At 69.8% G+C, this 25,022-nt stretch carries 27 protein-coding genes and 1 pseudogene; 14 read left to right on the top strand and 14 right to left on the bottom strand.

What is annotated here, in order from left to right; translation table 11 throughout:
• Window positions 1-47 precede the first annotated feature (47 nt).
• From ACWF7A_RS14880 to ACWF7A_RS14870, 3 genes are all read right to left on the bottom strand, one after another.
• On the bottom strand, window positions 48-317 hold the full coding sequence (locus tag ACWF7A_RS14880; protein WP_452250992.1) for a hypothetical protein: 270 nt from the start codon (window positions 315-317) through the stop codon (window positions 48-50).
• A complete protein-coding gene (locus ACWF7A_RS14875) occupies window positions 314-706 on the bottom strand; it encodes a DUF948 domain-containing protein (RefSeq protein ID WP_452250991.1) in 393 nt (130 codons plus the stop codon). Before ACWF7A_RS14875 ends, ACWF7A_RS14880 begins: the two co-directional genes overlap by 4 nt.
• A 93-nt stretch (window positions 707-799) precedes the next feature.
• The gene (locus ACWF7A_RS14870; RefSeq protein ID WP_452250990.1) at window positions 800-1,291 is read right to left on the bottom strand and encodes a DinB family protein; all 492 of its coding nucleotides are present in this window, start codon (window positions 1,289-1,291) and stop codon (window positions 800-802) included.
• Between the two features lie 134 nt (window positions 1,292-1,425).
• Here ACWF7A_RS14870 and ACWF7A_RS14865 point away from each other — a divergent pair, with 134 nt between their 5' ends.
• Window positions 1,426-2,004: a GNAT family N-acetyltransferase gene (locus ACWF7A_RS14865; RefSeq protein ID WP_452250989.1), complete on the top strand. Its 579-nt coding sequence runs from the start codon at window positions 1,426-1,428 to the stop codon at window positions 2,002-2,004.
• On the opposite strand, the gene ACWF7A_RS14860 is transcribed toward ACWF7A_RS14865, so the two are convergent.
• The 3 genes from ACWF7A_RS14860 to ACWF7A_RS14850 are packed head-to-tail and all read right to left on the bottom strand — an operon-like array spanning window position 2,001 to window position 4,422.
• Window positions 2,001-2,636 (bottom strand): maleylpyruvate isomerase N-terminal domain-containing protein, encoded by a 636-nt coding sequence (locus tag ACWF7A_RS14860; RefSeq protein ID WP_452250988.1) that lies wholly within the window; start codon window positions 2,634-2,636, stop codon window positions 2,001-2,003. The genes ACWF7A_RS14865 and ACWF7A_RS14860 overlap by 4 nt on opposite strands.
• A gap of 19 nt (window positions 2,637-2,655) precedes the next feature.
• Window positions 2,656-3,042 (bottom strand): RidA family protein, encoded by a 387-nt coding sequence (locus ACWF7A_RS14855; RefSeq protein WP_452250987.1) that lies wholly within the window; start codon window positions 3,040-3,042, stop codon window positions 2,656-2,658.
• 30 nt (window positions 3,043-3,072) lie between these two features.
• Window positions 3,073-4,422 (bottom strand): replication-associated recombination protein A, encoded by a 1,350-nt coding sequence (locus ACWF7A_RS14850; RefSeq protein WP_452250986.1) that lies wholly within the window; start codon window positions 4,420-4,422, stop codon window positions 3,073-3,075.
• Window positions 4,423-4,459: 37 nt separating this feature from the next.
• Between ACWF7A_RS14850 and ACWF7A_RS14845 the strand changes: the two genes are divergently transcribed.
• The 6 genes from ACWF7A_RS14845 (at window position 4,460) to ACWF7A_RS14820 (ending at window position 9,983) form a co-directional block, all read left to right on the top strand.
• Entirely contained in the window at window positions 4,460-5,038 is a 579-nt protein-coding gene (locus ACWF7A_RS14845) for a uridine kinase family protein (RefSeq protein ID WP_452250985.1), read from the top strand.
• Window positions 5,039-5,108: 70 nt separating this feature from the next.
• Window positions 5,109-6,119, top strand: a complete 1,011-nt coding sequence (locus ACWF7A_RS14840; RefSeq protein WP_452250984.1) for a hypothetical protein — start codon at window positions 5,109-5,111, stop codon at window positions 6,117-6,119.
• Entirely contained in the window at window positions 6,106-6,705 is a 600-nt protein-coding gene (locus ACWF7A_RS14835; protein WP_452250983.1) for a DUF4129 domain-containing protein, read from the top strand. The genes ACWF7A_RS14840 and ACWF7A_RS14835 overlap by 14 nt, the downstream gene beginning before the upstream one ends.
• Window positions 6,702-7,733, top strand: a complete 1,032-nt coding sequence (locus ACWF7A_RS14830; protein ID WP_452250982.1) for a DUF4350 domain-containing protein — start codon at window positions 6,702-6,704, stop codon at window positions 7,731-7,733. Before ACWF7A_RS14835 ends, ACWF7A_RS14830 begins: the two co-directional genes overlap by 4 nt.
• Complete coding sequence (locus ACWF7A_RS14825) at window positions 7,730-8,692, top strand: AAA family ATPase (RefSeq protein WP_452250981.1); 963 nt, start codon at window positions 7,730-7,732, stop codon at window positions 8,690-8,692. The genes ACWF7A_RS14830 and ACWF7A_RS14825 overlap by 4 nt, the downstream gene beginning before the upstream one ends.
• A gap of 1 nt (window position 8,693) precedes the next feature.
• Entirely contained in the window at window positions 8,694-9,983 is a 1,290-nt protein-coding gene (locus ACWF7A_RS14820) for a DUF58 domain-containing protein (protein WP_452250980.1), read from the top strand.
• Here the strand turns inward: ACWF7A_RS14820 and ACWF7A_RS14815 are convergent.
• The gene (locus ACWF7A_RS14815; RefSeq protein ID WP_452250979.1) at window positions 9,980-10,987 is read right to left on the bottom strand and encodes a stage II sporulation protein M; all 1,008 of its coding nucleotides are present in this window, start codon (window positions 10,985-10,987) and stop codon (window positions 9,980-9,982) included. The two genes, ACWF7A_RS14820 and ACWF7A_RS14815, sit on opposite strands and share 4 nt — an antisense overlap.
• 19 nt (window positions 10,988-11,006) lie before the next feature.
• Here ACWF7A_RS14815 and ACWF7A_RS14810 point away from each other — a divergent pair, with 19 nt between their 5' ends.
• Window positions 11,007-11,789 (top strand): RDD family protein, encoded by a 783-nt coding sequence (locus ACWF7A_RS14810; RefSeq protein WP_452250978.1) that lies wholly within the window; start codon window positions 11,007-11,009, stop codon window positions 11,787-11,789.
• Between the two features lie 40 nt (window positions 11,790-11,829).
• The gene (locus ACWF7A_RS14805; RefSeq protein ID WP_452250977.1) at window positions 11,830-12,117 is read left to right on the top strand and encodes a hypothetical protein; all 288 of its coding nucleotides are present in this window, start codon (window positions 11,830-11,832) and stop codon (window positions 12,115-12,117) included.
• A 24-nt stretch (window positions 12,118-12,141) separates the two neighbouring features.
• Here the strand turns inward: ACWF7A_RS14805 and ACWF7A_RS14800 are convergent, their stop codons facing one another.
• On the bottom strand, window positions 12,142-13,047 hold the full coding sequence (locus ACWF7A_RS14800; RefSeq protein ID WP_452250976.1) for a phosphotransferase: 906 nt from the start codon (window positions 13,045-13,047) through the stop codon (window positions 12,142-12,144).
• A complete protein-coding gene (locus ACWF7A_RS14795) occupies window positions 13,044-13,460 on the bottom strand; it encodes a nuclear transport factor 2 family protein (protein WP_452250975.1) in 417 nt (138 codons plus the stop codon). The genes ACWF7A_RS14800 and ACWF7A_RS14795 overlap by 4 nt, the downstream gene beginning before the upstream one ends.
• Before the next feature lie 76 nt (window positions 13,461-13,536).
• Here ACWF7A_RS14795 and ACWF7A_RS14790 point away from each other — a divergent pair, with 76 nt between their 5' ends.
• Window positions 13,537-14,052, top strand: coding sequence for a TetR/AcrR family transcriptional regulator (locus tag ACWF7A_RS14790; protein WP_452250974.1), 516 nt, complete (start codon window positions 13,537-13,539; stop codon window positions 14,050-14,052).
• Here ACWF7A_RS14790 and ACWF7A_RS14785 read toward each other — a convergent pair.
• The 4 genes and pseudogenes from ACWF7A_RS14785 to ACWF7A_RS14770 form a co-directional block, all read right to left on the bottom strand.
• Window positions 14,031-14,777: an energy-coupling factor ABC transporter ATP-binding protein gene (locus ACWF7A_RS14785; protein ID WP_452251155.1), complete on the bottom strand. Its 747-nt coding sequence runs from the start codon at window positions 14,775-14,777 to the stop codon at window positions 14,031-14,033. The two genes, ACWF7A_RS14790 and ACWF7A_RS14785, sit on opposite strands and share 22 nt — an antisense overlap.
• A gap of 30 nt (window positions 14,778-14,807) precedes the next feature.
• A pseudogene (cbiQ, locus tag ACWF7A_RS14780) lies at window positions 14,808-15,446 on the bottom strand (cobalt ECF transporter T component CbiQ); the annotation flags it as partial.
• Entirely contained in the window at window positions 15,443-15,727 is a 285-nt protein-coding gene (locus ACWF7A_RS14775; RefSeq protein ID WP_452250973.1) for a PDGLE domain-containing protein, read from the bottom strand. The gene ACWF7A_RS14775 and the pseudogene cbiQ, both read right to left, overlap by 4 nt.
• Complete coding sequence (locus tag ACWF7A_RS14770) at window positions 15,724-16,410, bottom strand: energy-coupling factor ABC transporter permease (RefSeq protein WP_452250972.1); 687 nt, start codon at window positions 16,408-16,410, stop codon at window positions 15,724-15,726. The genes ACWF7A_RS14775 and ACWF7A_RS14770 overlap by 4 nt, the downstream gene beginning before the upstream one ends.
• A gap of 102 nt (window positions 16,411-16,512) precedes the next feature.
• Here ACWF7A_RS14770 and ACWF7A_RS14765 point away from each other — a divergent pair, with 102 nt between their 5' ends.
• Together ACWF7A_RS14765 and ACWF7A_RS14760 are read left to right on the top strand one after the other, a co-directional pair.
• Complete coding sequence (locus tag ACWF7A_RS14765) at window positions 16,513-18,813, top strand: glycosyl hydrolase family 95 catalytic domain-containing protein (RefSeq protein ID WP_452250971.1); 2,301 nt, start codon at window positions 16,513-16,515, stop codon at window positions 18,811-18,813.
• Between the two features lie 51 nt (window positions 18,814-18,864).
• Window positions 18,865-20,214 carry a pyridoxal phosphate-dependent decarboxylase family protein gene (locus tag ACWF7A_RS14760; RefSeq protein WP_452250970.1) on the top strand — a complete coding sequence of 450 codons (1,350 nt, stop codon included), beginning with the start codon at window positions 18,865-18,867 and terminating at the stop codon, window positions 20,212-20,214.
• A gap of 94 nt (window positions 20,215-20,308) precedes the next feature.
• Here the strand turns inward: ACWF7A_RS14760 and ACWF7A_RS14755 are convergent, their stop codons facing one another.
• Window positions 20,309-20,884: a MarR family winged helix-turn-helix transcriptional regulator gene (locus tag ACWF7A_RS14755; protein WP_030481763.1), complete on the bottom strand. Its 576-nt coding sequence runs from the start codon at window positions 20,882-20,884 to the stop codon at window positions 20,309-20,311.
• 304 nt (window positions 20,885-21,188) lie between these two features.
• Between ACWF7A_RS14755 and ACWF7A_RS14750 the strand changes: the two genes are divergently transcribed.
• Together ACWF7A_RS14750 and ACWF7A_RS14745 are read left to right on the top strand one after the other, a co-directional pair.
• The gene (locus ACWF7A_RS14750; RefSeq protein WP_452250969.1) at window positions 21,189-22,523 is read left to right on the top strand and encodes a glutamine synthetase family protein; all 1,335 of its coding nucleotides are present in this window, start codon (window positions 21,189-21,191) and stop codon (window positions 22,521-22,523) included.
• Window positions 22,524-22,533: 10 nt separating this feature from the next.
• Window positions 22,534-25,020 (top strand): DEAD/DEAH box helicase, encoded by a 2,487-nt coding sequence (locus ACWF7A_RS14745; protein ID WP_452250968.1) that lies wholly within the window; start codon window positions 22,534-22,536, stop codon window positions 25,018-25,020.
• Window positions 25,021-25,022: the final 2 nt, after the last annotated feature.

Raw genomic sequence — 25,022 nt, 5'->3', positions numbered from 1 at the left:
GTGTGTTGCTGGGGATCGTCAGGGCATGGGCACGAGGCGAACGGTGATCAGTGCTTCCCGTTCGCCCTGGGCGCTCGGCGCCCCGGCGTGAACCCCGTCTGACGTTCCACGGTCTCCTGCAACTCCTGCTCCCGCTCGGTCATTCCCGCGCGCACCTCGGCGCCGAAGGACCCGATGGCGCCGGCGAGCTCGCGCAGACCTTCACCCACGTTAGCTCCGATACCGGCCGGAGTCGCCTGCTTTGTCACCTCGGCGGCCTTCTTCGCGACGAAGAGACCGGCGGCGGCGCCCAGGCCGAACCAGAAGAGGCGGCTCACTTCGCACCTCGCCGGGGACGGCGCTTGGTGTGCTTGTTCGGCTGCTCGGCGGCCTTGCGGCGGGCCTTCACGGCCTTGCTCACGCCGTAGGACAGCGCGGCGGCCTTGACCAGCGGACCGCCGAGAGTGGCGGTGAACAGGCTGGTGAGCGCCGAGACGTTGCCCGTCACGGCGCGCGCGTTGGCCGTGATGCCGTCGACGCGCTCGAGCTGCGTGTTCACGTGCGTGAGCGTCGTGTTGGCCTCGACGAACAACGGGTCCGTGTTCTCGTGTGCCTTGCGCATCGCGATCGTCGCCTCGTCGAAGAACCGTGCCGCTTTGATCCCGACGAACACCAGCACGATCACGAGCAGAACGAAAGCACCGGCGGCGAGCCACCCTGGCGACACGGATCCTCCTGGTGAACAGGCGTTCAGGCTTGGTTGCGAGTGAGGTTACCGGGTGGGTCCGACACTCAAATGGGCGGCACCATTTGTTGATCTTCAACGACCGGTGGCGCCGTCGATCTGCTCGCGGAGAACGTCGGCGTGGCCCGCGTGCCGTGCGGTCTCGGCGGTCATGTGCGCGAGGACCCACCTCAGCGTTTTCGGCGCGTCGTCGATCGGAACCGCCGTCGGGGTCTCGGGGTGGCGGCCGCTGACGGCCTTGTCGCTGTCCGCGATCGCGGCACGGTAGTCCGCGACCACCTCGTCGGCCGAACGGTCCCGCGCCACGGTCATGTCCAGGGCGTCGTCGCCGGGGTCCTCGCCACCGGCCACGACGTGGGTGAACCAGAAGCGCTCGGCCCCGGCCAGGTGCTGGACCAGCCCCAGGATCGAGGTGCCGCTCGCGACCAGCGGCCGGCGGAGCTGCTCGTCGGTCAACCCCCGCGCCTTCTTGAGGACGCAGTGGCGCTGGAACGCGAGGAACGCGAGGGCGGTGTCGAGCTCGCCGGTGTCGACGCGGGGCACCGGCTCGCGCTGGGTCTCCTGCATGCCGAGAACGTACGGGACAGCTCATTGACGCGCGGCCGTCACAGCCTGTGAAATACCCGTCACACAGGGCTTGACACCGCGGCCTTGCGCAGTTGAAGTAAGGCAACCCTAAGTTGATCCGCGCAGGAGGCCCAGTGAAGCCGGTGTCGCACCTGGACTCCTACCGTCTCCAGATCACCGCGGGCCCGCCGCCGGTCCCGGAGCTGTCGATGCCGTGGGACGCCCGCGTCGCGCGGTCGGACGGCTACGACCTGCACCTCGTGCACCGCTGGAACCAGGCACCGCACGTGGCGGCGTTCTGGCGGCAGGCGTGGACGTTGCCGCACTGGGAGGAGGAGCTCCGGGCCCAGCTCGACGGCGACGACGTCCGGCCGGTGCTCATCAGCTGGCACGGCCGCCCGGTGATCTACGCCGAGGTCTACCGCGCGGCCCGGCGCGCCGTCGCCCGCTGCTACCGGGCGCGTCCGCACGACCTGGGACTGAACCTCGCGGTCGGCGAGCTGGCGATGACCGACCGCGGGCTGGTGCGGTCGGTGCTCCCCCGGCTCACCGACGCGCTGTTCGAGGCCGACCCGCACTGCACGCGGATCGTGCTGGAACCGGACGTGCGCAACACACGGGCCATCAGGTCGTTCGAAGCCGGTGGTTTCGTGGCCGCGGACGAGATCATGCTGCCAGGCAAGGTCGCACTGCTGATGGTGTGCAAGCGCTAGAAGGCAGTGATGTCCTGCGGTGCGCGTTCCTTGCGGCTGAGCGCGCGCACCAGGTCGATGGCGCGGTGCTTGTTGAGCGACATGCGGGTCAGCAGGTCGATGACGGTCTCGTTGACATGGCGCGGGAACTCGGGGGTCTCCACGCCGACGCTCACCGCGAGGTCGTCGGCGTGCACGACGAACTCCATGAGCCGGCTGACCAGGTACTCGTCGACCTGCACGGACCACGGGCCCCAGTGCGGCATGCGCAGACCGCGGTCCTCCAAGCCGGGCAACGACTTCTCGAGCTCCCGCAGCGTCCGCTCGAACCTGTCCGCCAGCGCTTCGGGTCCCTCCGCGGCCAGCTTCTCCCCGCCCGCCCGGATGCGCGTGTGGAACTCGGAGTCGACGTCCAGGTCGGTCCACTTCGCCCGCGCGTAGTGCTCCATCAGCGAGACGACCGGCTCGTCACCGGCAGGGGTCTCGATCATCGACGGCAGCGGCAGCACCTGGTAGGCGAGGTGGCCCGCGAGGCCGCTGACCCCGAACTCCGGCAGGGCGCTCGGCCTGTCCCAGTGCGCCGCGACCTGCTCGTGGCGCAGGAGGTCCAGGGCGATCCGGGCGGTGGTCAGGAAGTCTTCTCTGGTCGTCACCTCGCCGAACCTACCGACGTCACCCGGCGGCGATCACCTCGATTTCCACCAGCCAGTCGCTGACGAGCGTGGTGGCGACGATCGCCGTCGTCGGCACCGCCCTGCCGCCCAGAGCCGCGACGCGCGCGGCCGCGTTGGCCTCGGCGTAGGACGCGTCGCGCAGGTAGCTGGTGAGCCGGACGACGTTGTCGACGGTCATGCCGGCGGACGCGAGGATCGTGCGGATGTTGGACCAGATCAGGTCGAGCTGCTCGGCAAGGCCGGCGCCGGGGTCGCCCGCCGGGTCGAGGCCCATGGTGCCCGAGACGAACAAGAACCGTTCGGCGCCGCGGACCTCCATGGCGTGCACCCAGTCGCCGCCCGTCGCGTAGACGCCGTCGGTGGGGTCGTGCGGTACGAGTTCCATGCGTCGATCATGCGCGGGAAGCCAAGCGGTTTACTCGCCGCGGATGACCCTGCGCAGCCGGGGCAGCCGTTCCGCGACAGCGCGTTCGTTGCCGCGGCCGGTCGGCTCGTAGTAGTCGCGCCCCACCAGGTCGTCCGGTGCGTACTGCTGCGTCAGCACGCCCTCGGGCACGTCGTGCGGGTAGCGGTAGCCCTGCGCGTTGCCCAGCTTCGCCGCGCCCGCGTAGTGACCGTCGCGCAGATGGGCGGGCACGGACCCGATGGCACCCTTGCGCACGTCCTCGATCGCGCCGTAGATCGCGGTCGTCACGGCGTTCGACTTCGGCGCGGTGGCGAGGTGGATCGTGGCCTGCGCGAGGTTCAGCGCGCACTCGGGCAGCCCGATGAGCTGCACGGCCTGAGCCGCCGCCACGCACGTCTGCAACGCCGTCGGGTCGGCCATGCCGACGTCCTCGCTGGCGTGGATCACCAGCCGCCGCGCGATGAAGCGCGGGTCCTCCCCCGCCTCGATCATCCGTGCGAGGTAGTGCAGCGCGGCGTCGACGTCCGAACCGCGGATCGACTTGATGAACGCCGACGTCACGTCGTAGTGCTGGTCGCCGTCGCGGTCGTAGCGCACCGCCGCCTTGTCCACGGTGGACTCCAGCAGCGCCAGCGTGATCACGCCCTCGTTGGACGCGAGTGCCGAGTCCGCCGCGGCCTCCAGCGCCGTGAGCGACCGGCGCGCGTCACCCCCGGCCAGGCGGATCAGGTGGTCCTCGGCGTCGGGTTCGAGCTGGACGGACCCGCCCAGGCCGCGCTCGTCGGACACCGCGCGCCGGATCACCGCGCGCACCCCGTCGTCGGTCAGCGACTTGAGCTGCAGGACCAGCGACCGCGACAGCAGCGGCGACACGACGCTGAAGAACGGGTTCTCCGTGGTGGCCGCGACGAGCAGCACGATCCGGTCCTCGACCGCGCCGAGCAGCGCGTCCTGCTGGGTCTTGGAGAACCGGTGCACCTCGTCGATGAACAGCACGGTCGACTCTCCGGAGCGCACCAGGCGGCGCCGGGCCTCGTCGATGACGGCCCGCACCTCCTTGACGCCCGCCGACAGCGCCGAGAGGGCGACGAACCGGCGCCCGGTCGCCTTGGAGACCAGCGTCGCGAGGGTCGTCTTGCCGGTGCCGGGAGGGCCGTAGAGCATCACGGACGCCGGCGTGGCGCCCTCGACCAGGCGGCGCAGCGGGGCGCCCGGTCCGAGCAGGTGGTCCTGGCCGACGACCTCGTCCAGCACGGCCGGACGCATCCGCACGGCGAGCGGGGCGTTGGCCGCGATGCGCTCGGCCTTCTCCTCGTCGGTCGCGCCGAAGAGGCCCTCGTCGAACAGACCTTCGCTCATGCGTTCGAGCCTAGGTCATGTGCGAGGATCGCGTTCCGTGCCCATCCCTCGTGCCGTGCTGCTCGCCGGACCCTCCGGCTCCGGCAAGTCGACGCTCGCCGCCCACCTCGGCTGGCCGGTCCTGCGCCTCGACGACTTCTACCGCGACGGCGACGACCCGCTGCTCCCCCGCGACGAGCACGGCCGGGCCGACTGGGACGACATCGGCTCGTGGAACGCGGACAAGGCGTTGCAGGCCGTGATCGAGCTGTCGAACACGGGACGGGTCGAGGCGCCGGTCTACTCGATCAGCGAGGACCGCGCGGTCGGCACGCAGACGATCGAGCTCGGTGACGCGCCCGCGTTCATCGCGGAGGGCCTGTTCGCGGACCTGCTGGTGCGCGGTGCGAGAGAGGCCGGGGTGTTGCGGGACGCGATCGTGCTCGCGCCGAGTCCGCCCGTCACGTTCGTGCGCCGGTTCGCCCGGGACGTGGCCGAGGCCCGCAAGCCGGTGCCGACGCTGGTCAGGCGCGGGCTGCGGCTCATGCGCGAGCAGCCGCAGGTGGTCAGGAGGTGCGTCAGCGCGGGCATGCGGCGCACGACACCGTCCCAGGCGCGGACCGAGCTCGTTTCGTGATCAGGTTGCCGGGTGGCGGTGGCCCTGATCTGGCAGGATGCCGCTCACACCACGACCGGGGGTAGCCGAGATGTCCGAAACGCCCGGCTGGTCGTCACCCGACCAGCCATCCAACCAGCCGCAGCAGCCGCCGCACGGGCAGCAGCCGCCCCAGTACGGTCAGCAGCCGGGCTACAACGCCCCGCCGCCGCCCGGAGCGGGCCCGACGATCAAGCCCGGTGTGATCCCGCTGCGGCCGCTCGCCGTCGGCGAGATCGTCGACGGCGCCATCACGACGATGCGCCGCTACCCGAAGCTGATCATCGGCGCGGCGGCCGTCGTCGCCGCGGTCACGCAGATCGTCGGCCTGCTGGTGCAGCTGCCGTTCCTCGACGACCTCTCCGCGGTCGTGACGCTCGACCCGAACACGGTCACGCAGGAACAGGCGATGGACCAGCTCACCACGGCCATCACCGGGTTCTTCACCGGCACGCTGCTCAGCGTCCTGCTGCTGCTGATCGGCACGGTGTTCCTGTCGGGCTTCATCACCGTCATCGTGGGCCACGCCGTGCTGGGCAAGCCGGTCACGTTCGCGCAGGCGTGGGAGGAGTTCAAGCCCCGGCTGCTCCCGCTGCTCGGCGCGACGCTGCTCTCCGGCCTCGTGATCACCGTCGGCCTGATCCTCTGCATCGTGCCCGGCATCTGGCTGTGGGTGCTGTTCGCCCTGGTCACGCCCGCGCTGGTGCTGGAGCGCGCCGGCATCACCGCCGCGTTCGGCCGCTCGAAGAAGCTCGTGGACGGCGCCTGGTGGCGGACGTTCGGCATCCTGCTGCTCACCGTCGTCATCGGCTGGGTGATCAGCTGGATCATCAGCCTGCCGTTCGGTCTGCTGGGCGCGGCGACGACCGGCTTCTCCGCCGACCCGTCGGCGGCGTTCACCGCCGGTTCGCTGGTCCTGTCGACCATCGGCGCGATCATCGCCTCGACGATCACGCTGCCGTTCAGCTCCGCGGTGACCGTGCTGGTCTACGTCGACCGCCGCATGCGTTCCGAGGGCATGGACATCGAACTCCAGCGGGCCGCAGGGCATGGCGGTATCTGACGTACCGGTAGATCTCGGCCGCGACGAGGCGAGGGAGGCGGCCGTCCGGGAGCTCAGCGACCCGGCGTACGTCTCCGACGACCCGAACCCGCTGGAACGCGCCGTCGACTGGGTGCTGGAACGCCTCGGCGAGCTCTTCGCCGGGGCGGGCGGCATGAGCGGCCTCACCGCGGTCGTGATCGTCGTGGCGGTGGTGGTGCTGATCGTCATCGTCGTCCGCCTCCGTGTCGGGCGCACGAGCCGTGCGCTGCGCTCGAGCGGCAAGGTGTTCGGCTCGACCGTCCTGACCGCGGCGGAGCACCGGGCCGCCGCCGAGAAGGCCGCGGCGGAGGGCGACTTCGCCGAGGCCGTGCGTGAACGCTTCCGCGCGGTGGCGCGCGAACTGGAACAACGCGGCGTGCTCGACGCACGGGCCGGACGCACCGTGGACGAGGTCGCTTTCGAGGCGGGGCAAGCGCTTCCGGTGCTCGCCGGTGACCTGCGCGGCGCGGCGGTGCAGTTCGACGACGTCTGGTACGGCGGCAGGCCCGCGACGGCGGAGGGGTACCAGACGCTGGTCTCCGTGGACGGCAAGGTGCGCGGATGACGGCGGTGTCCCCCGACGCCGGGAGGATCTGGACTGCCGCGCGCGGTCCCGTGCTCATCGGCGTGATCATCCTCTTCGCGGCGATCGTGATCACGTTGCTGCGCGGCGGCGGCGAGGGCGGCGCGCTCGACCCCCGCTCGTTCCGGCCGGAGGGCAGCCATGCGGTCGCCGAGCTGCTGGAGCAGAACGGTGTGCGCGTCGAGCTGACCGACAACGCGTCCTCTGTGGACGGTGCGACGCTCTTCGTGACGCAGCCGAACCTGATCGACCCGGACCGGCTCGCGGACCTGAGCAGCCGGGCCTCGGCGACCGTGCTCCTCGCACCCGCGACGGGCGTGAGCAGGCTCGAACCCGAGACCCGCGAGCCGGGCTGCCCGCTCGCGGCGAAGGCCGGCCGGGCGACCACGGGCGGGTTCGTCTACGAGGGCGAACAGCAGTGCTACGACTCGACGCTGGTCCGCACCGGCACCGTGACGATGATCGGCTACGGCGGCATCTTCACCAACCGCGACATCGACTCCGAGGGCAACGCGGCACTCGCGTTGTCGTTGCTGGGCCAGCACGAACGCCTGGTCTGGTACGTGCCGTCGGCGGCGGACCGGTCGCAGCAGAAGTCGCTGACCGACCTGATCCCGGACGGCTGGAAGTTCGGCGCGCTGCAGCTCGGCATCGCGGCCGTGCTGATCGCGCTGTGGCGGGCCCGCAGGCTCGGGCGGGTGGTGCCCGAACCGCTCCCGGTCGTCGTGCGCGCCGCCGAGACCGTGGAGGGCAGGGCGCGGCTGTACCGCCGGTCGCACGCCGCCCCGCACGCCGCCTCCGTGCTGCGCCAGGCGGCCCGGGACCGGCTGGCGCCGCTGCTCGGGGTGCCGCAGGGCGACGATCCGTCCGAGGAGATCGCCCGCAGGACTTCGCGTCCCGTCGCAACGGTACGGGCGCTGCTTGACGACAGGGAGCCGGTGGACGACCGGGGGTTGGTCGCGCTGGCTCACGAGCTGGACGTTCTGGAGAACGAGGTGCGCAAGGGATGACGGCAGTGGTCACCACCGAGGAAGCCCGCACGGCGCTGGTGGCGTTGCGCGCGGAGATCGGCAAGGCCGTGGTGGGCAACGACGCCGCCGTGACGTCGTTGATCCTCGCGTTGCTGTGCAAGGGACACGTGCTGTTGGAGGGTGTTCCGGGCGTCGCGAAGACGTTGCTCGTGCGTGCTCTCGCGCGCGCGTTGGACCTGTCGACGACGCGTGTGCAGTTCACGCCGGACCTGATGCCCGGCGACCTGACGGGGTCCCTGGTCTACGACTCGCACAACGCGGCGTTCTCGTTCCGCGAGGGCCCGGTGTTCACGAACCTCCTGCTGGCCGACGAGATCAACCGGACGCCGCCGAAGACGCAGTCCGCGCTGCTGGAGGCGATGGAGGAACGGCAGGTGTCCGCCGACGGCAAGACGCGGCCGCTGCCGTCGCCGTTCATCGTCGTGGCGACGCAGAACCCGGTGGAGTACGAGGGCACCTACCCGTTGCCCGAGGCGCAGCTCGACCGGTTCCTGCTCAAGGTGACGATGCCGATCCCGGCGCGGGAGCACGAGATCGACGTGCTGACCCGGCACGCGTCCGGCTTCGACCCGCGGGACCTGTCGTCGCTGAACCCCGTTGCGAGCGCTGCGCATCTGGACGCGGGAACGGCGGCGGTGCGTTCTCTGGTCGTGGCTCCCGAGGTCATCGCTTATGTCGTGGACGTGTGCCGCGCGACCCGGCAGTCTCCGGCCGTGCGCCTGGGCGTCTCTCCTCGTGGCGCGACGGCTCTGCTTGCTGCTGCGCGCGCGTGGGCATGGCTCTCGGGCCGTGACTACGTGACGCCGGACGACGTGAAGGCGCTCGCACGGCCCGCGTTGCGGCACCGGCTGGAGCTGCGGCCGGAGGCCGAACTGGAGGGCGTGACGGCGGACGGCGTGCTGGACGGCGTGCTCGGCGCTGTTCAGGTGCCGCGCTGACGTGGCGCTCACGGGCCGCGCGGGGCTGCTCGCGCTCATCGGGGTTCTCGTCGTCGGGCTTCTGTTGCCTTCGTGGCAAGGGATTCTCCTCCTGCTCGGGGTGGTAGTGGCGTGTGTGGCCGTCGACCTGGTGCTGGCCGCCGGTGTCCGGCGGTTGACGTTCTCTCGCGCGGGAGCGACGTCTGTGCGCACGGGAGAGCCGTGTGCGGTGCAGCTGACGGTGCACAACCCTGGTCGTCGGCTGCGTGGCGTTCTGCGTGACGCATGGGCGCCTTCTGCCGGTGTGGTCGCCGATCGTGTTGCGGTAGACGTGCCCGCTGGCGGGTCGCGTGTGCTGTCGTTCGAGCTACGGCCCGTGCGTCGTGGCGATCGCGTTGCGGACCGTGTGACCGTGCGTTCGTACGGCCCGTTGGGCATCGCGGCACGGCAAGGCTCACACGTCGTGCCGTGGACAGTGCGCGCGTTGCCGCCGTTCCACAGCCGCCGCCACCTCCCGCCACTGCTGGAACGCCTGCGTGAACTAGACGGCCGCCGCGCGTCGTTGATCCGTGGCGCGGGCACGGAGTTCGACTCGTTGCGCGCGTACGTCATCGGTGACGACGTGCGTTCGATCGACTGGCGTGCGTCGGCCCGGTCGTCGGACGTCGTGGTGCGCACCTGGCGCCCGGAACGCGACCGTCAGGTGACGATCGTGCTCGACACCGCCCGCACCTCGGCGGGCCGCGTGGACGGCGCCCTGGGCGGCCTGCCGCGCCTGGACACGTCGATGGACGCCGCGCTGTTGTTGTCCGCCTTGGCATCGCAGGCCCGCGACCAGGTCGACTTCCTGGCGTTCAGCCACAAGGTGCGCGCATCGGTGCCGCGGGCCACGCTGCCCGTCCTGGTGCAGGCCATGGCGCCGCTGGAGGCGGAACTGGTCGAGTTCGACGCCCGCGGGGCCGTCGCCGAGGTGCTGCGCCGCGCCGGTCGCCGCTCGCTGGTCGTGCTGCTGACGTCGCTGGAGCCGTCGATCGAACACGGCCTGATCCCGTTGCTGCCGACGCTGGCCACGCGGCACCACCTGTTGATCGCCTCGGTGGCCGACCCTGCGGTGCACGCGATGGCCGCCGGACGTGACGACCTGGAGGCCGTTTATGCCGCTGCTGCCGCGGAACGGACTCTGGCCGAACGCCGCCGGCTCACCGCGTTGCTCGCACGGCACGGTGTCGACGTCGTGGACGCACTGCCCGATGACCTGCCGCGCGCTCTCGCGGACCGCTATCTCTCGTTGAAGGCCGCGGGCAAGCTCTAGACCGCGACGGGCGCGACGTCCTCACGTTCGCTCGCGTCCATGTCGCCCGTCTCGCCCTGCTTCGCGGCCCTGCGCCCGATCACGAAGACGTAGAGCAGGAACAGCACCTCGGCCACCACGCCGATGCCGACGCGAGCCCACGTCGGCAGCCCGGACGGCGTCACGAAGCCCTCCAGCACACCGGAGACCAGCAGGACCAGCACCAGCCCGAGCGCCACCGCGACGACCGAACGGCCCTCCGTCGCCAGGGCTTGGGCACGGGTGCGCTTGCCCGGGTCGATCACCTGCCAGCCGAGCCGCATGCCGATGCCCGCAGCCACGAACACGGCCGTGAGCTCCAACAGTCCGTGCGGCGCCAACAGCCCGAGGAACAGCTCTCCGCGGCCCGCGCCGAACATCACGCCGATGCCGACGCCGACGTTCAGCGCGTTGGTGAAGAGCAGGTAGATCGGCGGGATCGCGAACAGCACGCCCAGCAGCAGGCAGGCGGCGGCGATCCAGGCGTTGTTCGTCCACACCTTCGCCGCGAACGAACCGGCCGGGTCGCTGGAGTAGTAGGACTCGTACCCGCCGCCGACCCGCGTCATCTCGCGCAGCTCGTCGGGCGCGGCGATGGTCGCCTGCACGTCCGGGTTCGCCGCGATCCACGCCGCGATGATGCCCGTGACCAGGTAGAACGCGAGCCCGGCCGGTACCCACCACCGCCAGCCGCGGTAGATCGCGGCGGGCAGCCGGTGGGTGAAGAAGCGCGTGAACGTCCGCCAGGCAGGCGTGTGCGTGCCCGTGAGCACCGACCGCGCCCGTGCGACCAGCGCGGAGAGCCGTTCCACCGTGGCGGGGTCCGGCATCTGGCTGCGCACGACCGACAGGTGCGTCGTCACCTGCTGGTAGAGCTCGATCAGCTCGTCGGCCTCGGCCCCGTCGAGCCGGCCGGACCGCTTGACCAGCTGCTCGAGCCGCTGCCACGACGCGCGGTGGCGATCGATGAACACGTCCAGATCCACGATGAGTCACACTATCCGCGTGGGGGACCTCGTCACCGGTGAAGCGGTAGTTCTGGACCTGCGCGTCGCACAGCTGGCGAGCAGGGCGGTCGCGTTCGCGATCGACGTGGCCGTGCAGTTCGGCCTGCTCGTGCTCGTGTTCGTCCTGGCTCCGGTCGACGTCGACACCGCGCTGCAGTCCGCGCTCGCGCTCTCGCTGCTGATCGTCGTGATGATCGGCTTCCCGACCGCGGTGGAGACCGCGACGCGGGGGCGGTCGCTCGGCAAGCTCGCCATGGGCCTGCGCGTCGTGCGCGACGACGGCGGCGCGATCCGCTTCCGCCACGCCCTGGTGCGCTCGCTGACCGGTTTCGTCGTGGACTTCTGGCTCCTCGGCCTGGGCGGCGCCATCGCGCTGTTCGTGTCGCTGTTCTCCGAGAAGGGCAAGCGGGTCGGCGACTACCTCGCGGGCACCGTCGTGATCCACACGCGTGTGCCCCGGCAGGAGGTGGAGCTCGCCGTCATGCCGCCGCAGCTCGCGGACTGGGCTTCCGGGCTCGACCTGTCGCAGCTGCCGGACGAGCTGGCGCTGGCGGCACGGCAGTACCTGAGCCGCTATCACGAGCTCTCCGAGCAGGCCCGGTGGGATCTGGGGACCCGGCTGTCGGACGACGTGGGGGCGGCGATCCGGTCGCCCCGCGTGGAGTACACGCATCCGCACCCGTACCTGTCGGCGGTGCTGGCGGAGCGTCGGCGGCGCGCAGCAGGCCAGGAGCAAGCGCGCGATACCGGTCCACGGCAGGAGCAACCCCCTCGCACCTGACGCGTCCGACAAGTCGAGATCGACTTGGGGGGTAAGAAGAATGCGCGTTCCCATCACACTGTTGTTCGCCTGCCTGGCCCTGACCGCGTGCTCCGAGCACCGCATCGAGGCCGACCCGACGTTCCTCGTCCTCGACGTCCAGGAGACCAGGTACGAGATCAACGTGACCACCGGCCGGCCGGAGAACCTGCGGTCGGACAACTGGCACCGTGCGATGGTCGACAAGACGGAGTTCGAGACCGAGGTGCGGAAGGGTGACCACGTGGTCTGCCATCTGACGGAGACCGACGCCGTCCGGGTCACGAAATGCCGGAAGTCCACGCCCTGACCGCGAGGTGAGCAGGCCCGCCGGTCACGCGTTCGCCAGCCGGAGGCGCTCGGCGGCCTGCTCACGCACCGCGTCACCGGACGGCGTCGGATCGCCGTGCAGCACCTCCCACCGCGCGTTGTGCACAGCGGTCCACAAGCTCGCGGCCCACGCGATCTCCATTTCCTCCAAGGAGAACGCACGTCCGCGGACGCGTTGATACGTCTCGATGAACGCCGCCGAGCTCTCCACCGGCACCAACGAGGGCGGCGAGAAGTTGGCGAACGCTCCGGCCGCCGCACCCACCAGGGCCGATTCCGGTTGCCACGCCAGGCTGTCCCAGTCGTGCACCGCCAGCACCTCGCCGTCCTGCCAGGTCAGGTTCTGCGCCTCGAAGTCCGCGTGCCCCAGCACGCACGGCAACGAGGTGGCCAGCAGCCGCGCGCGAACCCGTGCGGCGACGTCGAGCACGAACGACGGCACCACGCTCTGGTCCCGCGCGTCGAGGAAGTCGATCGCCGGCCACAGCCCGGGATCGCCGTGGTCCCACCGGGCCCAGCGCGGTGAAGGCAGCGGCGGCGGGACGGAGACGTCGGCCAGCAGGGCCATCAGCCGGGCGAACACCTCCGCGTAACGCCGGACCACCGAGGGGGAGGTGCCGAGCAGCATCTCACCACCCGGCAACGGTTCCTCGGCGTGCACGGCCACCCCGTCCGACACCACCACCGACGTCAGCGGGCGGGGACACGGGAATCCCCGCGAGGCCAGAAAAGCCTGTGCGGCAAGGCACGACGCGCCGCGGCCGTCGTCCGGGCGGGCCTTCACGTAGACCTCGCGACCGTCCACCAGGCGCACGCCGAAGACCGACGAGATCGACTCGCGCGAGTAGAACACCGAGGACGAGGCGCTGCCGAGCGCCGAGGTGCACCAAGCGGACAGGTCGAACGTCATACGCCGAGGAGTTCCTGCAGCAGCAGCGGGTTCATGTAGTCGTCGTAGCGGACGATCTCGCCGTCGCGCAAGTGGATGATCGCCACGGCGGTGAACGTGTAGTAGTCCTGCTTCACCTTCGACCAGCCGCGGTGGGTGGTCTCGGCGATGACGACGGACGGGTCGTCGGTGCGCCAGCCCTGGGTTTCCACGTCCTGGACCTCGATCTTCTCCCGCACGTTGGCGCCCCGGACCTTCCCGAAGTACGCGCGGATCTCCTCGCGGCCCTGGATCTCCGGCGGCTGGTGGTGCGTCGGGAACCGGTAGGCCATCACGCCGTCCTCGGCGAAGAGGTCGGCGAACTGGCCGTGCGTCTGCTCCCCCGCCACCATCCTGCGGACGTGTTCGACGATCTGCTCGGGTGTGCGCGTCATGTCGTCTCCCCAAAAGTAGAATCGGAACGGTGACCCCGCTTAGGACGATACGGAACGCGCGCCCCGGTTGGCAACGATGAGAGCCGACGCGGTGCGGAACCGCGAGAAGGTGCTGGACGCGGCACGGGAGCTGTTCGCCTCCCAGGGCTTCGAGGTGCCGCTGGACGAGATCGCCGCCAGGGCAGGCGTGGGACCGGGGACGGTCTACCGGCACTTCCCGACGAAGCAGGCGTTGTTCCAGGCCGTCACGGAGACGCGGGTGGCCGCCATGATCGCGTCGGCGGAGGAGCCCGCGGACAGCCCCGAGCAGGCCCTGTTCGCGTTCCTCACCAAGATGGCGGACGAGGCCGCGGTGAAGCGGGACATGTCCGACGCGATCACCGTGTCACCCGAGCTGCGCAAGGGTCTGCACAAGACCCTCGGCGGTCTCCTCCAGAAGGCTCAGGAGGCGGGCGGCGTGCGTCACGACGTCACGGCGACGGACCTGGTGGTGCTCATGAAGGGGATGCTGCAGAGCATGCACGAGGGGGCGAACCCCGTCGTGCTGCTGGAGATCGTGCTCAACGGCCTTCAGTCGAGGCGGAAGCCGTAGGGCAGTTCGAGGCGGTGGCGGGCGAGCAGTTCCGAGTCGGCGAGGATCTCGCGGGTCGGCCCGTCCGCCACGACGACGCCGTCGTCGATCAGCACGCTGCGGGGGCAGATCTGCAGCGCGAACGGCAGGTCGTGCGTGACCATGAGCATGGTGGGCGCCAACGAGAGCAGCAGCTCGGCCAGTTCGCGGCGGGCCACCGGTTCGAGGTTCGCCGACGGCTCGTCGAGCACCAGGATCTCCGGCGCGCACGCCAGCACGGAGGCCAGGGCGACACGGCGGCGCTGGCCGCCCGACAGGTGCAGAGGTGAGCGGTCGGCCACCGACTCCATGCCGACCGCGCCCAACGCCCTCGACACCCGTTCGTCCACATCGGACATGCCGAAGTTGCGCGGCCCGAACGCGACGTCCTCGGCGACCGTCGGGCAGAACAGCTGGTCGTCGGGATCCTGGAAGACGAGCCCGACGCGGCGCCGGATCTCGCGCAGGTTCTGCCTGCGGACCTCGAGGCCCGCGACCGAGATCGACCCCGAGCCGCCGGAGAGGACTCCGTTGAGGTGCAACGCGAAGGTGGTCTTGCCGGCGCCGTTCGGGCCGAGCACCGCGACGCGTTCGCCCTGCTCGACGCGCAGGTCGACGCCGAACAGCGCCTGGTGCCCGTCGGGGTAGGCGAAGGCCAGCTTCGAGACCTCCAGGGCAGCGGCGGCGGGGGTCTCCGGCACGATCATCGCGGAACCTCCGGGGCTGCCCGTCCAGCCGCGCGACACCATCGCGAGGTGCACCCTCTCTCCGCGTTCGTAGGACCGGATGAACAACATGCCGACCGCACGTGCGGTCGCGCCCGCCTGCCACAGGAACCGCGGGTCGTCACCGCGGGAGATGCGGGCGACGCGCATGCGCTTCGCCTCACCCATGACGACCTCGCCGTAGCGCAGCATCAGCGTGGCGATCATGATCAACGGCGCGGGCACGCGCAACGTCTGCAGACCGCGCAACAACTCCCCCGGCGCCGTCGTGGCGGCCAGGGTCAGGCTGATCAGCACGCCCAGGGTGCCCTTGGCGAGGATGTTCCAGCCCGCCAGAGAGCCCTCGATCGACACCGAGAGCCCGAGGAGCTCGGTGCGCGGGTCCGTGCCGAAGATCGGCAGCAGGAACGCGAGCACCACGAACGGCACCTCGATCACCGCGCGCTTCAGGAACCACAGCACCGGTACCCGAGCGACGAACCACACCGCGACGATCACCAGCAGGTACAGGCCGAACAGCGGGAACACCGTGCGCGGCGTCGCCACGACACCCAGCACCGCCCCGAACGCCACGAGGATCTTCACGTGGGGTGCGAGGCGGTGCACCGGCGAGTCGCCGGCGTGGTGCAGGACGTCGTGGCTCCCGCTCATCGAACGTCGGACTTCTTGCGCAGCAACCAGAAGAGACCGAACGAGAGACCGAGCACCACGACCACGCCGAGCACGCCCGCGAGACCGGTGAACTTGTCGTCACCGCCGAGCGCGTAGTCGGCGAACGTGCTGCCGGAGAACGGGTGCTCCTGCGCGTGCTCGGCGATGCCGGTGTCCTCGACGGTCTTGTCGAGGCCGTCCGGGTCGCCGGACGCGAAGTACGAGAGCACCCCCGCGATCAGCAGCGACACGAACGCGAACCCGATGAAGAACTTCTTCACGACCGCACCTCCAGCGGCTTGCGGCCGCCCTTGAGCAGGTGGACGAGATCAGGGCGGATCGACGCGACCGACGTGACGGTGACGGCGGTGATCAGGCCCTCGCCGATGCCGATCAGCGCGTGCAGGCCCCACATCAGCAGCGCGACCTTGCCGATCTCCACGCCGCCCGCGCCGCCGATCGCGTACTCGACGACGAACCCGGTGGCGGCCAGCATCGTGTTGACGAACGCCGAGACGAACGCGACGGCCGCGAGACCGCCCTTGCCCTTCTCGGCGAGCCTGCGCAGCGCCACCGCGACGAGGAACCCGGCCGCGGTGCCGATCAGCGCCATGTTGGTGACGTTGGCGCCCAGCGCGGTGAGGCCGCCGTCCGCGAACAGCAACGCCTGCACCACGAGCACGATCGTCACGCACAGCGCGCCGACGTACGGACCGACCAGGATCGCCGCGAGCGCGCCGCCGAGCAGGTGGCCCGAGGCGCCGGGCAGGATCGGGAAGTTGATCATCTGGACGGCGAAGACGAACGTGGCCACCAGGCCCGCCATCGGCGCCGTGCGGTCGTCGAGGTCCGCACGGGCCTTGACCAACGCGAACCCGACGCCCACCGCCGCGACGACGAGGAAGACGACCGAGACCGGCGCGTTCAGGAGACCGTCGCTCATGTGCATGGCAACAGGTGACATGTGCCCAGACGCTAATTGCCGGACCTGGGCTATGGCTAGGACTGTGCAACAACGATTTGCAGGCAAGAAGGCGGTGGTCGTCACAGCCTCGCTAGTCATCGGATGACTTCTGCGGTTAGATCCGTTCGCCGCCGCCACGGCACGGAGGGACGAACAGTGACAGAGCTGTCGCGTAGAACCTTTTTGTACGGGACGGGTGCGGCCGTGGGGGCCTCCGCACTGGGCACGGGCATCTCGGTCGCAGCGCCGACGATCCCCGAAACATCGGGTCACAACGTGCACCGGGACGTCGTGAAGGACGCCCGGATGGAATGGAGGCGGCTGCCGGCGAATTGGGGCGATAGTCCCTTTCTCGCCAACGGCTTCCTCGGCGTCCAGGTCTACGCGGGACGCACCGCGAACGAGCTGAAACTCATGCTCAGCCACTCGGAGGTGCAGGACCAGCGCGAGCACTGGGAGGCCGCGGTCGGCCTCTCCCGGCTGCCCATCGGGTACCTGACCCTGCAGTTCGCCGGCGCGATCACCGCCGTCGACTGGACGCTCGACCTGTGGAACGCCGAGCTCACGGGCTCCGTGACGACCACGCAGGGCTCAGCGACGTTCACGATGCTCGTGCACAACTCGCGCAGCACGTTCCTGGCGTCGGTGAAGGGGGACGCGACCTGGGGTTTCCAGCCGCTGGAGTCGTCGACGACGCGGCAGATCCGCAGGCCGGCGGACTACACGGCCAACCCCGCGCCGACCCTGGGCACGGCCAACGGCGTCTCCTACGCCGCGCAGCCGCTGCTCGCGGGCGGTGGGTACACAACGGCCTGGCAGACCCGCAACGGCCGGTTCGCGGCCCACGTGGCGTACACACACCCTGCGGACACGCACACGTCCGACGCGATCCGCGAGGTGCGACAGGCGCTCGCGATCCCCTCCGAGGTGCTGACGTTGCAGCATCGCCGCTGGTGGAACGCCTACTTCGCGAAGTCGCTGGTCTCGGTGCCGGACAAGCTCGTGCAGCGCTTCTACTGGGTGCAGCTCTACAAGATGGCGGCTGCCACCAGAGCCGACGCGCCGGTCATCTCCGAGTGGGGTCCGTGGTTCCCCGAACAGGGCAACAGCTGGACGGCCGTGTGGTGGAACCTCAACGTCCAGATCTCGTACCCGCTGGTCAACGGCTCGAACCACCACGAGCTCGACGCGGTGACGACGACGCTAAAGCGGTTCGAGCACAACCTGGAACTCAACGTGAACCCCGCGTACCGCGACGGGAACTCGTACGCGATCTGCCATCCCGGCGACCGCACGCTCCGTTCGGGACCGCGCTACTGCGGCGTTCCCGGCGTCGCGCCGAATGACCATACGGGCAATCTTCTGTGGGCCTGCCACAACGTCTGGCTGGGCTACCGGCACACGATGGACAAGAAGATCCTCAAGGACGTCCTCTTCCCGATCCTGACGAAGGCGGTCAACTACTACGCCCGGTTCCTCGTCGAGGGAACGGACGGGAAGCTCCATCTGCCGGAGACGCGCTCACCGGAGTACGCGAACGCCACGGACACGACGTACGACCTCTCGTTGATCCGCTGGGGTGTGCGCACACTGTTGTCCATCGAGGAGAACGCCCGCTGGCGCGACATCGCGAACCGGCTCGTGCCCTACCACCTGGGCCCGGACGGCGCGTTGATCGGCAAGGACGTGGCGCTCAACGACTCGCACCGCCACTTCTCTCACATGCTGTGGTTCTACCCGTTGCGCGAGCTGACCTACGACATGCCGGAACACCGCGCGCTGATCGACAGGACGTTCGACCACTGGGTCTCGCGGCAGCAGGCGTGGGCCGGATACAGCTACGGGGCCGCGTCCGCGATGGCGTCGGCGATGGGCCGCCCGGAGGAGGCGCTCCGGTTCCTGCGCTACTTCCTCGACCGCAAGCAGGTCGGCACGAACGCCGTGCTCACCGAGAACACCTTCTACCGCGAGGGCGGCAACCTCGCGATCGAGTCGCCGCTGATGTCCGGCCAGGCCGTGCTGGAGATGATGGTCCAGTCGCACAACAACGTCGTGCGCGTGTTCCCGTCGGTGTCGTCCACTTGGGCCGATGCCTCCATCTCGTCGTTGCGCACGCAAGGGGCGTTCCTCGTCGACGCGTCGCGGTCTGGAGGCCGGACCGACTGGGTCAAGGTCCATTCCGAGGCGGGCTCGCCTTTGGTGCTGGAGCACGGGATCACCGGCGACATCGACGTCCGCGACACGTGGGGCCGCCGACTGGAGTACAAGACTCGCGGCTCTGCGGTCGAAATCCCGCTCCGCCGAGGTCAGAGCGCCGTGATCTCCCGCCGTGGCACGCGTCCCGACACCTCGGCGCGTGATGTGAAGGCCAACGGCTCGTCTTCGCGCTGGGGTCTGCCGTAACGTCCAAATTCGAACATTCGGATGTGTGCGGGAACGAGTGGGGTGTGCGCTGTGGATCTTCAACACTGGCTCAACGAGGCGCTGGCCAACCACGAGAAGTGGACCGCCGACTACGGCACCTTCACACCCCACTCGTCCCTGCAGGTCGACCCGGCGGTCTTCGGCTCGGCACTCGCCGAGCTGCAGGACCGCCTGCGCGACAACTACCCGTTCTTCCACCCGCGCTACGCGGGCCAGATGCTCAAGCCGCCGCACCCCGCGGCCGTCGTGGGCTACCTGTCCGCGATGCTGATCAACCCGAACAACCACGCCCTCGACGGCGGCCCCGCGACCGCCGCGATGGAACGCGAGGTCGTCGCGGGCCTCGCGACGATGTTCGGCTACGGCGAGGAGCACCTCGGCCACCTGACGTCCAGCGGCACGATCGCGAACCTCGAAGCGCTCTTCGTCGCCCGTTCGCTGCATCCGGGCCGTGGCATCGCGTACTCCTCCGAGGCGCACTACACGCACTCACGGATGTGCGGCGTCCTCGGCATCGAAGGCCACCCCGTCGCCGTGGACGGCCTCGGCCGCATGGATCTGGACGCTCTGGAAGAGCTTCTGAAGACCGGCAAGGTCGGCACGGTCGTCGTCACGCCCGGAACTACCGCTTTGGGTGCCGTCGAACCGGTGCATCTCGTGCTGGACGTCGCACGCCGCTACGACGTGCGGGTGCACGTGGACGGCGCGTACGGCGGCTTCTTCACCCTGCTCGCCGGCACGGACCTCGCGCCGGAGCCGTGGAAGGCCATCGGCTCGTGCGACTCCGTCGTCGTCGATCCGCACAAGCACGGCCTGCAGCCCTACGGCTGCGGGGCGGTCCTGTTCCGCGACCCGTCCGTGGGCCGCTTCTACCTGCACGACTCCCCGTACACCTACTTCACGTCCGACGAGCTGCACCTGGGCGAGATCAGCCTGGAGTGCTCACGGGCGGGCGCGGCGGCGGCGGGTCTCTGGCTGACGCTGCGGCTGCTGCCGTTGACGCGGGACGGCCTGGGCGAGGTGCTGGCGGCCGGACGGCGGGCGGCCGTGCGCTGGGCGTCGATCATCCGCGAGTCCGAGGCCCTGGAGCTCTACCAGGAACCCGAGCTGGACATCGTGACGTACTTCCCGCGCACCGACCCGCTCACGCTGTCGGCCGTGGACGCCGCCTCGCACCGCGTCATGGACACCGGCATGAACGCGCCCGTCGACCCGATCTTCCTGAGCGTGGCACGGGCCTCGAAGAGCGCGTTCGCCGCGCGCCACCCCGGGGTGACGGCCGATGCGGACGGTGCGCGGGTGCTGCGGAGCGTGCTGATGAAGCCGGAGTCCGAGGACTACCTCGACACGCTGCACGCGCGGGTGCTGAGCCTGCTCTGACGCCTGGTCAGGGGGTTGCCCTCTGACCGGCCAGACTGCGAACGAACGCCGAAATGGGCGACTCACCCCCGGTGAGTCGCCCCGTGGCGACCGATCATCCGTGCTTGGCGCGCCGCCCGGACCGCCGAGGCGGCAGCGGCGTGTCTCCACGCAGGTCCAGCCGACGCTGCTCCCCGTTGGCCTCGAGGTGCGTCACCATGCGGCGCAGCATCTCGGCCAGCGACTGGGCCTCGGAGGACTCCAGCGGGTCGGAGACGAAGACCTCCTCCTCGTTGAACTTGGGGAAGAGGTCCGCCATCAGTTCTTCACCCTCAGGGGTGAGCCGCAGAACCGCGAGGCGCCCGTCGGTCGGGTGGCCCATGCGCTCCAGCAGGCCCCGTGACTGCAGCGTCTTGGCGACGCCCGTCAGGGTCCCCTTGGAGATACCGGCCTCCTCGGCGACGTAGCGCGTCTCCATCTCGCCCCAGATCCACACGACCCAGAGCACGACGAAGCCGGTCCAGGTCAGATCGCTGGTGCGCAGCACCGAGTTCTCGAGGTGCTGGCGGATCGCGGTGGCGGCGCGGTGGATGTTCGACACCGCCGCCATCTGCTCGCGACGCAGCGGCACCGCACCGAGCTTGGCCTGGACGGCTTTCTCGGTCTCGGCAATCGTGTGGTGACCAGACAACTCAAAGTCTCCCGTGCTCGAGCTCAGGTGTTCCCGGCACAATACTTGCGGTTCCGAACTATGTCTGTGATGTGGGGCGGGTCTTTCCGCAACCACTTTGATCACGATCCCACATCGTGCATGATCTCGTGACGGTCGTCACCCGTCCAGTTACGGACTGTTGCCCCGTGGTGGACGATGAGTGCGGAGCACCGACTGGTCTTTGCTCCACGGACGGGTCCATGGCGTTTGCCCCTCAACGTTATCCCCTCCGTGCCAGCGACACACTGTGCCGGAAAGGTAGTCCGACGTGGTCGGTGAACAGGTGACCCGGGAACTCGCGTCGAAGCTCGGCGAGGACGGTATCGACGTGGTGCGCGTCGTCTTCCCCGACCTGCTCGGCACCGATCGGGGTCGTGACGTCCTAGTAGAGCACCTACCTGCGGTTACTCAGCGAGGCCTGTCCTTCTGCAGGGCCGTCTACAGCACCACCCCTGGCGGCAAGACGACCGAGAACGGGGGTGTGCTCGACGCCGGGCTGCCCGACGTGATCGTCGTCCCGGACCTCGACACGCTGCTCCCGATCCCGTGGGAACCGGGCGTGGCGTGGTGCATCGGGGACGCGGTGAGCCCGGCCGACGAGAGACCGGTCGACGAGTCGCCCCGGCAGGTGCTGCGGCGCGCGCTCGAAATATTCGAGACCACGGGACTCACCCCCGTCGTGGGACCCGAGTTGGAATATTTTCTGTGCGAACCCGACGAAGATCGCCCGAACGGGTGGCGGCCTTACTGCGACGAGCCGGGCAACGTCTACGCGACGGGCCGCCGGGGCGATTCAGACGGTCATCTGTTGAGAACTCTTCGCACGCTCAGCAGCGCCGGTCTGCAGACCACCGGCGGCAACCACGAGTACGCCGGCGGGCAGTTCGAAATCAACCTCGTCCATTCGCCCGCCATGGACGCGGCCGATCGCGCGTTCCGCTTCAAGACGAGCGTGAAGGAACTCGCCCGGCGCGAGGGCCGGATGGCGACGTTCATGGCCAAGCCGTTCAACGACGGCGGCGGCAGCGGCTTCCACCTGCACCTGTCGTGCCACGAGAAGGACGGCCGCAACGCGTTCCAGGCGCCGGGCACCACGAGCGGCCTGTCGGACGAGGCGCGCTGGGCCATCGGAGGCATCCTCAAGCACGCTCCGGCGCTGGCCGCGCTGCTCAACCCCACGGTCAACTCCTACAAGCGGTTCGGGCCGGACTCGCTCGCGCCGTGGCTGATCGACTGGGGCCTCGACAACCGCAGCGCGATGCTCCGGGTCCCGGCCGAGCGCGGGGACACCACGCGGCTCGAACTGCGGCTCGGGGACGCGAGCGCGAACCCGTACCTCGGCATCGCGGGCCTCATCGCCGCCACCTACCTGGGCATCCGCGACCAGATCGAGCCGCCGCGCCCGTCCGCCGGGTACGGCTACGACCCGTCGAAGGCCCCGACGCTGCCCGCCACGCTGCCCGACGCCCTCGCCTACCTGGAGGAGGACACGGCGATGGTCGACGTGCTGGGCAAGGACTTCGTGCGGTCCTATGTGGACTTCAAGTGGGAGGAGGTGGCCCGGTTCCAGCGGTTCGTGACCGACTGGGAGTTCACCGAATACGCGTACCACCTATAGTTCACCTGCGATGACTGCACTCACGGACCGGCTCACCTCGATCGCCGACGAAGACGAACTGTTCGACGCTTTCTCCCACTGGGCGACCGAGCGCGGCCTCGCGCTGTACCCGGCGCAGGAGGAAGCGGTCATCGAGCTCGTCTCGGGCGCCAACGTCATCCTCAGCACGCCCACGGGGTCGGGCAAGAGCCTGGTGGCCATCGGCGCCCACCTGGTCGCGATGGCGGGCAACCAGCGCAGCTTCTACACCGCGCCGATCAAGGCGCTGGTCTCGGAGAAGTTCTTCGCGCTGTGCGAGGTGTTCGGGCCGGAGAACGTCGGCATGATGACCGGCGACGCCAGCGTCAACGACCAGGCGCCCATCATCTGCTGCACCGCGGAGATCCTCGCGAACATCGCCCTGCGCGACGGCCACACGGCCGACGTCGGCCAGGTCGTCATGGACGAGTTCCACTTCTACAGCGAGCCCGACCGCGGCTGGGCCTGGCAGGTGCCGATCGTCGAGCTCCCGCAGGCCCAGTTCCTGCTGATGTCGGCGACGCTCGGCGACGTCTCGTTCTTCGAGAAGGACCTGACCCGGCGCACCGGCCGCCCGACTGCGGTGGTCCGCTCGGCGCAGCGCCCGGTGCCGCTCAACTTCCAGTACGTCTCCACGCCGTTGCACGAGACGATCGAAGACCTGCTGCACGGCCGTGAGGCGCCGATCTACGTCGTGCACTTCACCCAGGCCGCGGCCCTGGAACGCGCGCAGTCGCTGATGAGCGTCAACGTCGCGACGAAGCCGGAGAAGGAAGCGATCGCGGCGAAGATCGGCAACTTCCGGTTCTCGTCCGGGTTCGGCAAGACGCTCTCGCGGTTGGTCCGGCACGGCATCGGCGTGCACCACGCCGGCATGCTGCCGAAGTACCGCCGCCTGGTCGAGCAGCTCGCGCAGGCCGGTCTGATGAAGGTCATCTGCGGCACGGACACCCTCGGCGTCGGCATCAACGTGCCGATCCGCACGGTCGTGTTCACCGCACTCTCGAAGTACGACGGCACGCGCACACGCATCCTCAAGGCCCGTGAGTTCCACCAGATCGCCGGACGGGCGGGCCGCGCGGGCTACGACACCGTCGGCACGGTCGTGGTGCAGGCGCCCGAGCACGAGGTCGAGAACATCAAAGCGCTGGCGAAGGCCGGCGACGACCCGAAGAAGCGCCGCAAGGTCGTGCGCAAGAAAGCTCCCGACGGGTTCGTGTCGTGGGGCGAGTCGACGTTCGAACGGCTCGTCGGTGCCGAGCCCGAGCCGCTGACGTCGTCGTTCCAGGTCTCGCACGCGATGCTGCTGAACGTGATCGGCCGGCCTCTCGGTGGCGCGTTCCAGGCGATGCGGCACCTCCTCGAGGACAACCACGAGGACCGCCCGAAGCAGCTCCGGCACATCAAGCGTGCTCTGGCGATGTACAAGGCGCTGGTCGCGGCCGGTGTCGTGGAACGCGACGGCGACGACTTCCGGCTGACGATGGACCTGCAGTTCAACTTCGCGCTGAACCAGCCGCTGTCGCCGTTCGCGCTGGCCGCGATCGAGCTGCTCGACCGCGAGGCACCGGGCTACGAGCTGGACGTGCTGTCGGTGATCGAGTCCATTCTGGACGACCCGCGGCAGATCCTGGGCGCGCAGGAGCACAAGGCGCGCGGCGAGGCGATTGGCGCGATGAAGGCCGACGGCATCGAGTACGACCAGCGGATGGAGCTGCTGGAGGAGGTGACGTACCCGAAGCCGCTCAACGAACTGCTGGAGGCCGCGTTCTTCACCTACCGCCGCGGCCACCCGTGGGTCGGCGACTACCACCTGTCCCCCAAGGCCGTCGTGCGCGACATGTACGAGCGCGCGATGACGTTCTCGGAGTACGTGGCGTTCTACGGCCTCGCACGGTCCGAGGGCCTCGTTCTGCGGTACCTGGCCGACGCCTACAAGGCGCTGTCGCAGACGGTGCCGGACGAGGCGAAGACCGAGGAGCTCAACGACCTGATCTCGTGGCTCGGCGAGCTCGTGCGCCAGGTCGACTCGTCGCTGATCGACGAGTGGGAGAAGCTCACCAACCCGGACGCGCCCGTCGAGGAGGTCCGCGTCGACCTCCCGCCCGCCGTCACCCGCAACGTCCGCGCGTTCCGCGTGCTGGTCCGCAACGCGCTGTTCCGCCGCGTCGAACTGGCCGCCAAGCGCGACTGGTACTCCCTGGGCGAGCTCGACCACGAGTCGGGCTGGACGGCCAAGGAGTGGATGGACGCGCTGGAGCCGTACTTCGAGGAGCACCGCGACCTCGGCGCGGGCCCGAACGCGCGCGGCCCGGCGTTCCTGATCATCAACGTCGAGCGCGAGCGCTGGGTGTGCCGGCAGATCTTCGAGGACCCGGCCGGGGACAAGGACTGGGGCTTCAACGCCGAGGTCGACCTGGCCGCGTCGGACGAGCTGGGCGAGGCGGTCGTGACGATCACGGACGTCGGCCGGCTCTGACG

This window comes from Lentzea sp. NPDC055074 (assembly GCF_053608005.1).
Note: the sequence above shows the minus strand (reverse complement) of the source record. Positions and strands in the feature narration are given on the sequence as shown.

Coding starts and splice junctions, on each gene's coding strand:
- ACWF7A_RS14870 (WP_452250990.1), bottom strand. CDS start 1,291: ATGCAGGAGACCCAGCGCGAGCCGGTGCCCCGCGTCGACACCGGCGAG.
- ACWF7A_RS14855 (WP_452250987.1), bottom strand. CDS start 3,042: ATGGAACTCGTACCGCACGACCCCACCGACGGCGTCTACGCGACGGGC.
- ACWF7A_RS14850 (WP_452250986.1), bottom strand. CDS start 4,422: ATGAGCGAAGGTCTGTTCGACGAGGGCCTCTTCGGCGCGACCGACGAG.
- ACWF7A_RS14840 (WP_452250984.1), top strand. CDS start 5,109: ATGTCCGAAACGCCCGGCTGGTCGTCACCCGACCAGCCATCCAACCAG.
- ACWF7A_RS14835 (WP_452250983.1), top strand. CDS start 6,106: ATGGCGGTATCTGACGTACCGGTAGATCTCGGCCGCGACGAGGCGAGG.
- ACWF7A_RS14830 (WP_452250982.1), top strand. CDS start 6,702: ATGACGGCGGTGTCCCCCGACGCCGGGAGGATCTGGACTGCCGCGCGC.
- ACWF7A_RS14825 (WP_452250981.1), top strand. CDS start 7,730: ATGACGGCAGTGGTCACCACCGAGGAAGCCCGCACGGCGCTGGTGGCG.
- ACWF7A_RS14805 (WP_452250977.1), top strand. CDS start 11,830: ATGCGCGTTCCCATCACACTGTTGTTCGCCTGCCTGGCCCTGACCGCG.
- ACWF7A_RS14800 (WP_452250976.1), bottom strand. CDS start 13,047: ATGACGTTCGACCTGTCCGCTTGGTGCACCTCGGCGCTCGGCAGCGCC.
- ACWF7A_RS14795 (WP_452250975.1), bottom strand. CDS start 13,460: ATGACGCGCACACCCGAGCAGATCGTCGAACACGTCCGCAGGATGGTG.
- ACWF7A_RS14790 (WP_452250974.1), top strand. CDS start 13,537: ATGAGAGCCGACGCGGTGCGGAACCGCGAGAAGGTGCTGGACGCGGCA.
- ACWF7A_RS14785 (WP_452251155.1), bottom strand. CDS start 14,777: ATGATCGTGCCGGAGACCCCCGCCGCCGCTGCCCTGGAGGTCTCGAAG.
- ACWF7A_RS14770 (WP_452250972.1), bottom strand. CDS start 16,410: ATGTCACCTGTTGCCATGCACATGAGCGACGGTCTCCTGAACGCGCCG.
- ACWF7A_RS14765 (WP_452250971.1), top strand. CDS start 16,513: ATGACTTCTGCGGTTAGATCCGTTCGCCGCCGCCACGGCACGGAGGGA.
- ACWF7A_RS14745 (WP_452250968.1), top strand. CDS start 22,534: ATGACTGCACTCACGGACCGGCTCACCTCGATCGCCGACGAAGACGAA.